General features: G+C 62.2%; 5 protein-coding genes and 1 pseudogene. All 6 read left to right on the plus strand.

The features are described 5' to 3' along the window. Positions 1–570 (plus strand): DUF3306 domain-containing protein (locus EN949_RS31570; RefSeq protein WP_164782599.1); only part of this gene is annotated, 570 nt, incomplete at its 5' end. A gap of 193 nt (positions 571–763) precedes the next feature. Next, positions 764–1435 carry a molecular chaperone TorD family protein gene (locus tag EN949_RS31575; RefSeq protein WP_127367123.1) on the plus strand — a complete coding sequence of 224 codons (672 nt, stop codon included), beginning with the start codon at positions 764–766 and terminating at the stop codon, positions 1433–1435. Between the two features lie 43 nt (positions 1436–1478). Then, positions 1479–1688 (plus strand): formate dehydrogenase, encoded by a 210-nt coding sequence (locus EN949_RS31580; protein WP_127367122.1) that lies wholly within the window; start codon positions 1479–1481, stop codon positions 1686–1688. Between the two features lie 7 nt (positions 1689–1695). After that, positions 1696–4616: pseudogene (locus tag EN949_RS37175) on the plus strand (formate dehydrogenase subunit alpha). A gap of 16 nt (positions 4617–4632) precedes the next feature. Continuing rightward, positions 4633–5229 (plus strand): formate dehydrogenase FDH3 subunit beta, encoded by a 597-nt coding sequence (gene fdh3B / locus EN949_RS31590; RefSeq protein WP_064994234.1) that lies wholly within the window; start codon positions 4633–4635, stop codon positions 5227–5229. A gap of 56 nt (positions 5230–5285) precedes the next feature. After that, the gene (locus tag EN949_RS31595; protein WP_127367326.1) at positions 5286–6308 is read left to right on the plus strand and encodes a formate dehydrogenase subunit gamma; all 1023 of its coding nucleotides are present in this window, start codon (positions 5286–5288) and stop codon (positions 6306–6308) included. The last annotated feature ends 172 nt before the right edge of the window (positions 6309–6480 follow it).

Raw genomic sequence — 6480 nt, forward strand, 5'->3', positions numbered from 1 at the left:
GCTCAGGATGCGGGATCGACGAAAGACGAACCAGACGGACCCGCCGAGCCCCTCCCCCGCGTCGAGGACCTGACGCCTGAAAGCGACATTACGGCCTTCTTGAGAAAAGGCGTCCCTGCGGCGCTGAGGAGCGCCGCGACGCGCAGGATGTGGTCTCTCGATCCGGCAATTCGCGATTATGTCGGTCCCTCTGAATACGCCTGGGACTTCAACCAGGCGGGTTCGATGGCAGGGTTCGGCCCGCTCGACGCGAAGGAAGCAGTCGTCAGCTTTCTATCAAAGATGGCTTTACCCATCGAAGCGAATGAGCGGGAAACAGCCGCAATTCCCCGGCCTTGGCCCGCCCGGGCGCCCGGCGAAGCGCACGCCCAATGGCCGGAGAATACGCCGCCAGTTGGCGAAGCTGATACCGATGCGCCAGAAGCCCAGACCGTCGAGCCTACCGAGGTGAGGTCGCCAGTTGACGGAGCAGGTGAGATAGAGGCGGCGGACGCGGGCCCTGTCTCTCCGCCCTCGCGAAGTACCGAGGTCCTCTCCCGGCCGCGCCACGGCAGAGCGATCCCGCGCTGACGCCGGGACCTGCTGCACCCGTAGCGCAGAGCCACGATAGCTCACCCAATCAGGGGCCCACGATCAAGGTCACACGACCAACACCGACTTGCTACTAGACCAGCCGCACGAATTCGTCAGACTGCTGTTGCAATCGTTCGGGGTGGGGCTACAATCGCTGACCTAATCTCGGAAGCACGGTCAAGGTCACACGATGAACCCGGACTTGCCCCTGGACCAGGCGTATGGATCGTCGGATGGAGCGGATGCTTCAATCATCGATTTCGATGGCGCTGATCTTGACGATATCGATCAAGCCCGCGCCGACGAATATGCCCTCTTCGCGTTGCTATTGCTCAAGCCACCCGATAGCGGCTTCCTGACCCGGCTTGCCCGCCTGCAAGACAGCAGCGACACGCCGCTCGGTCGCGCTCACGCTGCCTTGGGCCGGGCAGCGGCCTGCACCTGCGCGGATGATATCAATCGCGAATATTTCGAACTTTTCATCGGCGTGGGACGCGGAGAGCTTCTTCCCTACGCTTCCTACTATCTCACGGGCTTTCTCAACGAACGGCCACTCGCCCGCCTGCGCCAGGACATGATGCGCCTGGGCATGGAGCGAGCCGCCGGCCACTGCGACCCGGAGGATCATCTCGGAACGCTCTGCGAGATCATGAGCGGCTTTGCCAGCAATCATTTCGAGGTGGCGGCCGGCGAAGAGCAGGCTTTCTTCGAACGGCACCTCGCGCCATGGGCCGGACGTTTCTTTGGCGATCTGGAAAGCGCAAAAACGGCGAAATTCTACCGATCGGTCGGCGTGGCCGGTCGAACCTTTATCGACATCGAAACTGAAGCCTTTGCCATGGAGACGCGGCGAAGCGCATAGGAAATGCAAGCGGGCCGGATGCCCCTGACAGATGGAGGTTGCAATGCAGGAGGAGCGATCGACGGGACTGAGCCGGCGCAGCTTCCTCCGGGCGTTCGGCGGCGCCTCCACCACCGCCGTTGCGGCGGCGGCACTGGCTCCGCGCGAAGCGCAAGCCTATGACCCCGGTGAAGACGAGATGCGGGCCCGCTACCGGGAAACCGATCACATCAAGGCCTATTACCGCGTGAACCGCTACCCTGAAAAGAAGTGAGGCCGCCATGCTGACGAAGCGCAAAAGCGGACAGGCAAGCCGCACAAGACTGCAAAGCCTCCTTGCTGGCACGGATTCGGCTCCATTCGACCGACGGACATTCCTCCGCCGCTCCGGCCTCGCAGTTGGCGGAATAGCCGCGCTCAGCTCGTTTCAGTTCGGCACGGTAAGCAAAGCCGCGGCGATCAGCCCGCCGCAGCCGGGAGTGCCGACCGAGTTGAAGAAAAGTGTCTGCACACATTGCGCTGTCGGCTGCACGGTCACGGCGGAAGTCCAGAACGGCGTGTGGACCGGACAGGAGCCATCGTGGGACAGCCCCATCAATCGAGGCTCGCATTGCGCCAAGGGCGCAAGCGTGCGCGAGCTGGTACATAGCGACCGCCGCCTGAAATACCCCGTGAGGCTTTCCGGCGGCAAGTGGGAGCGCATCTCCTGGGATGACGCCATCAATGGGATCGGCGACAAGCTTCTCGACATTCGTGAGAAGTCCGGACCGGAGTCGGCCTACTGGATGGGATCGGCGAAGTTCTCCAACGAGGGGACTTACCTCTTCCGCAAGCTTGCGGCCCTGTGGGGAACCAATAACCAGGACCACCAGGCGAGGATCTGCCATTCGACGACGGTTTCGGGCGTGGCCAATACCTGGGGCTACGGCGCGATGACCAATTCCTTCAACGACATCCGCAATTCCAAGACGCTCATAGTGCTGGGTGGGAACCCTGCCGAAGCACATCCAGTCGCCATGCAGCATCTGCTCGAAGGCAAGGAACTCAACAAGTCCAACTTCATCGTGATGGATCCGCGGTTCACCCGTACGGCCGCGCATGCCACCGAGTTTGCTCGCATTCGGTCTGGCACCGACATCGCGGTGCTGTGGGGCTTGCTCTGGCACATTTTCGAGAATGGTTGGAGGACAAGGAATTCATAGCCCAGCGCGTTTACGGGATGGACGAAGTCCGCAAGGAGGTGGCGAAATATCCGCCCGACGAGGTCGAGCGCATCACTGGTGTGCCTGGCGAGCAGATGAAGCGCATCGCCGAGATGTTCGCCACGCAAAAGCCATCGACGATAATCTGGTGCATGGGGCAGACCCACCACACGACCGGAACAGCCAACGTGCGCGCCAGCTGCATCTTGTGCCTCGCCACGGGCAATGTTGGCAAGCCGGGCACCGGCGCCAACATCTTCCGTGGACATGACAACGTGCAGGGCGCGACCGACATTGGATTGGATGTGGTGACCCTGCCCTTTTACTATGGTCTGACGGAGGGCGCCTGGAAGCATTGGTCGCGAGTCTGGCAAATTCCATACGACGACCTTCTGCGCCGGTTCGACTCCAAGGAGGCGATGGAGACACCCGGTATCCCGCTGACCCGATGGTTCGATGGGGTCGTGCTCCCCAAGGAGGACATTCAGCAGCGTGACAGACTGCGGGCGATGTTCGTCCAGGGCCACGCCAGCAACAGCATCACACGCATACCGGAATCAATGAAGGGCCTGGCCGGCCTCGAACTGCTCGTCGTTGCCGATCCGCACCCGACGACCTGGGCATCGCTGGCAGTTCAGGCCGGGCGCAAGGAAAACGTCTATCTGCTGCCGGTCTGTACGCAATTCGAGACTTCCGGCTCGCGCGTCGCCTCCAACCGATCTCTGCAGTGGGGCGAGCAGATCGTTAAGCCGAGCTTCGAGCAGAAGGACGACTATCAGGTCATCTACCTGCTCGCGAAGAAGCTCGGCCTTGCCGACTGGATGTTCAAGAACATCGCGGTCGAGGGTGACCGGCCGCAACCGGAGGACGTACTGCGTGAGATGAACCGCGGAAGCTGGTCGACCGGCTACTGCGGTCAATCGCCGGAGCGCCTCAAGGCGCATATGAAAAACCAGCACAAGTTTGATCTTGTGACGCTACGCGCGCCGAAGGACGATCCGGAGGTCGGCGGCGACTATTACGGCCTGCCCTGGCCATGCTGGGGCAAGCCGGAAATACGCCATCCTGGCACGGCCAACCTTTACAGCACCGACCTGCATGTAATGGATGGCGGCAGTCCCTTCCGGGCCCGTTTCGGTGTGGAGCGTAACGGCGAGACGCTTCTTGCCGAAGGCTCCTACACGCAAGGCTCGGAACTGACCGACGGCTATCCGGAATTCACGATGGCGGTGCTGCAAAAGCTCGGCTGGGACAAGGACTTGAGTGCGGAGGAACTCAAAGTCATCCAGACGATCGGCGATGATATGGGTGACATCGGCAAGGTCTCGTGGTCGACCGACCTGTCGGGCGGCATCCAGCGCGTCGTGCTCAGCCACGGCTGTCACCCCTACGGAAACGGAAAGGCCAGGGCTGTCGCCTGGAACTTGCCCGACCCGGTGCCGATCCATCGTGAGCCGATCTATACCTCCAGGGTGGACCTAGTCGCAAAATATCCGACCTATCCTGACGCCAAGCAGTTCCGTTTGCCGAATATCGGCTTCAGCGTTCAGAAGGCGGCGGTGGACAAGGGCGTCGCGAAATCCTTCCCGATCATCCTGACGACCGGTCGCCTGGTCGAATATGAAGGCGGCGGCGAGGAAACCCGCTCAAACCGGTGGTTGGCCGAGTTGCAGCAGGAGATGTTCGTCGAAATCAATCCCGCGGACGCAGCCGCCCGCGGCATTGGCGACGGCGTCTGGGTGTGGGTGACCGGCGCGGAGAACGATTCCAAAGCGCGGGTGAAGGCTTTGGTGACCGAGCGTGTTGGCAGGGGAGTAGCGTTCATGCCTTTCCACTTCGGCGGCTGGTTCCAGGGTGAGACCCTGCGGGCCAACTACCCCGAAGGCGCCGATCCCTATGTGCTCGGTGAAAGCGCAAACAGCATCACCACCTACGGCTATGACCCGGTAACGGGCATGCAGGAGCCGAAAGTCACGTTGTGCCAGATCGCGATGGCGTAACAGGGAGGTGCGGAAAATGGCCAGGATGAAGTTCCTCTGCGACGCCGATCGCTGCATTGAGTGCAACGCTTGCGTCACCGCCTGCAAGAACGAGCACGATGTGCCTTGGGGCATTAACCGCCGCCGCGTCGTCACGATCCATGACGGCAAGCCCGGCGAGCGCTCCGTCTCGATGGCCTGCATGCATTGCACCGACGCCCCGTGCGCGGCGGTGTGCCCCGTCGCATGCTTCTATACGACTGCCGACGCGGTGGTGCTGCACTCTAAGGATTTGTGCATCGGCTGTGGCTATTGCTTCTACGCCTGTCCGTTCGGCGCGCCGCAATACCCGCGCGTCGGCAATTTCGGATCGCGCGGCAAGATGGACAAGTGCACGTTCTGCGCGGCCGGTCCGGAGCCGGACTCGACCGAGGCCGAATATGCAAAATATGGCGCCAACCGGCTGGCCGAAGGCAAGCTGCCGCTTTGCGCCGAGATGTGCTCGACCAAGTCGCTGCTGGCCGGCGACGGCGAGATCATCGCTGCGATCTACAAGGAACGCGTGACGCAGCGCGGCTACGGCTCCGGTGCGTGGGGGTGGCAGACGGCCTATCGGGAGACAATTGAGGTATAGTTCATCGCGGTGCCGATTGGTTCGCGCAGACAAACAAGCTCAGGAGGACCGAGCAAATGCGTATCTCGAGCCTTGGTCGACTGATTTCCCCGGCGGCCGCCGCACTCATTCTGGCTCTCGGCCTGCTTGTTGTTCCGGCCAGGGCGCAGGACGCCGGTTCAGGAAACAACCCGACCGCCCAGGCTGTCAGCGAGCGGCAACTTCTCGATGAACTCAACAAAATCCGGGGCCGCGTCACCATACCGGACGGCAAGGCCGCCACGCTGCAGCAGCCGCAGGGCCGCGACTACCAGGGCTTCCATGAGCGCGCGCTGCCCTGGATCGGCGGCATTGCGATCCTCGGCATGCTGGTCGTGCTGGCGCTGTTCTATTTCGTCAGAGGCCGCATCCGCGTCGCGGCGGGTGAATCAGGCGTCAGGATCCTGCGCTTCAACGCCATCGAACGGCTTGCCCATTGGACGACTGCCACAGCGTTCATCATCCTGGCCGTTACCGGCTTGAATCTCGTATTCGGCAAACGCCTGCTGATGCCGCTGATCGGACCGGACGCGTTCTCGGCATGGTCGTTTTGGGCGAAATACGCGCATGACTTCGTCGCCTGGGCATTCATGCTGGGCGTACTTGTTATGCTGGTCGCCTGGGTCTGGGACAACCTGCCCGACCGCTACGATGCCAACTGGCTGAAGGTCGGCGGCGGATTCTTCGACAAGTCGAACCGGACGCACCCGCCGGCGGCACGCTTCAACACAGGACAGAAGCTTATCTTCTGGGCGGTCCTGCTGGGCGGAATTGCCTTGTCGGTGTCCGGCATCTACATGCTGTTCCCATTCTCCTTCGCCGATATCAACGGCATGCAGACGGCCCAGTATGTTCATGCGGTCGTAGGCGTCCTCCTGATCGCCGTCATCATCGCCCACATCTATATCGGCACGCTCGGCATGGAAGGCGCCTACGAAGCCATGGTGTCCGGCACAGTGGATCTGAATTGGGCCAAGGAGCACCACAGCGCCTGGGTTGCCAAGCAGCAGGCGAAGACGGGCGATGCTACGCCGGAGACTTCCGCTGAGCCGGCCGAATAGCGTTTCTATCGCTGGTCGACTGCAGCCCAATCGCTCAGGAGGTAGTTGGTCATGATTTGCCGGCGGAGCCGCCGGCGGGATCGCCCGACCAGTTCTGCCCGACGAGATTGTGGCCCGGATCGCCCACCCGGGCACTGTCGGTGCTGAAGACCTGCCAGGAAGGCACCTGCTG

The organism is Mesorhizobium sp. M7A.F.Ca.US.007.01.2.1, from assembly GCF_003998165.1.
Classification (GTDB): domain Bacteria; phylum Pseudomonadota; class Alphaproteobacteria; order Rhizobiales; family Rhizobiaceae; genus Mesorhizobium; species Mesorhizobium ciceri.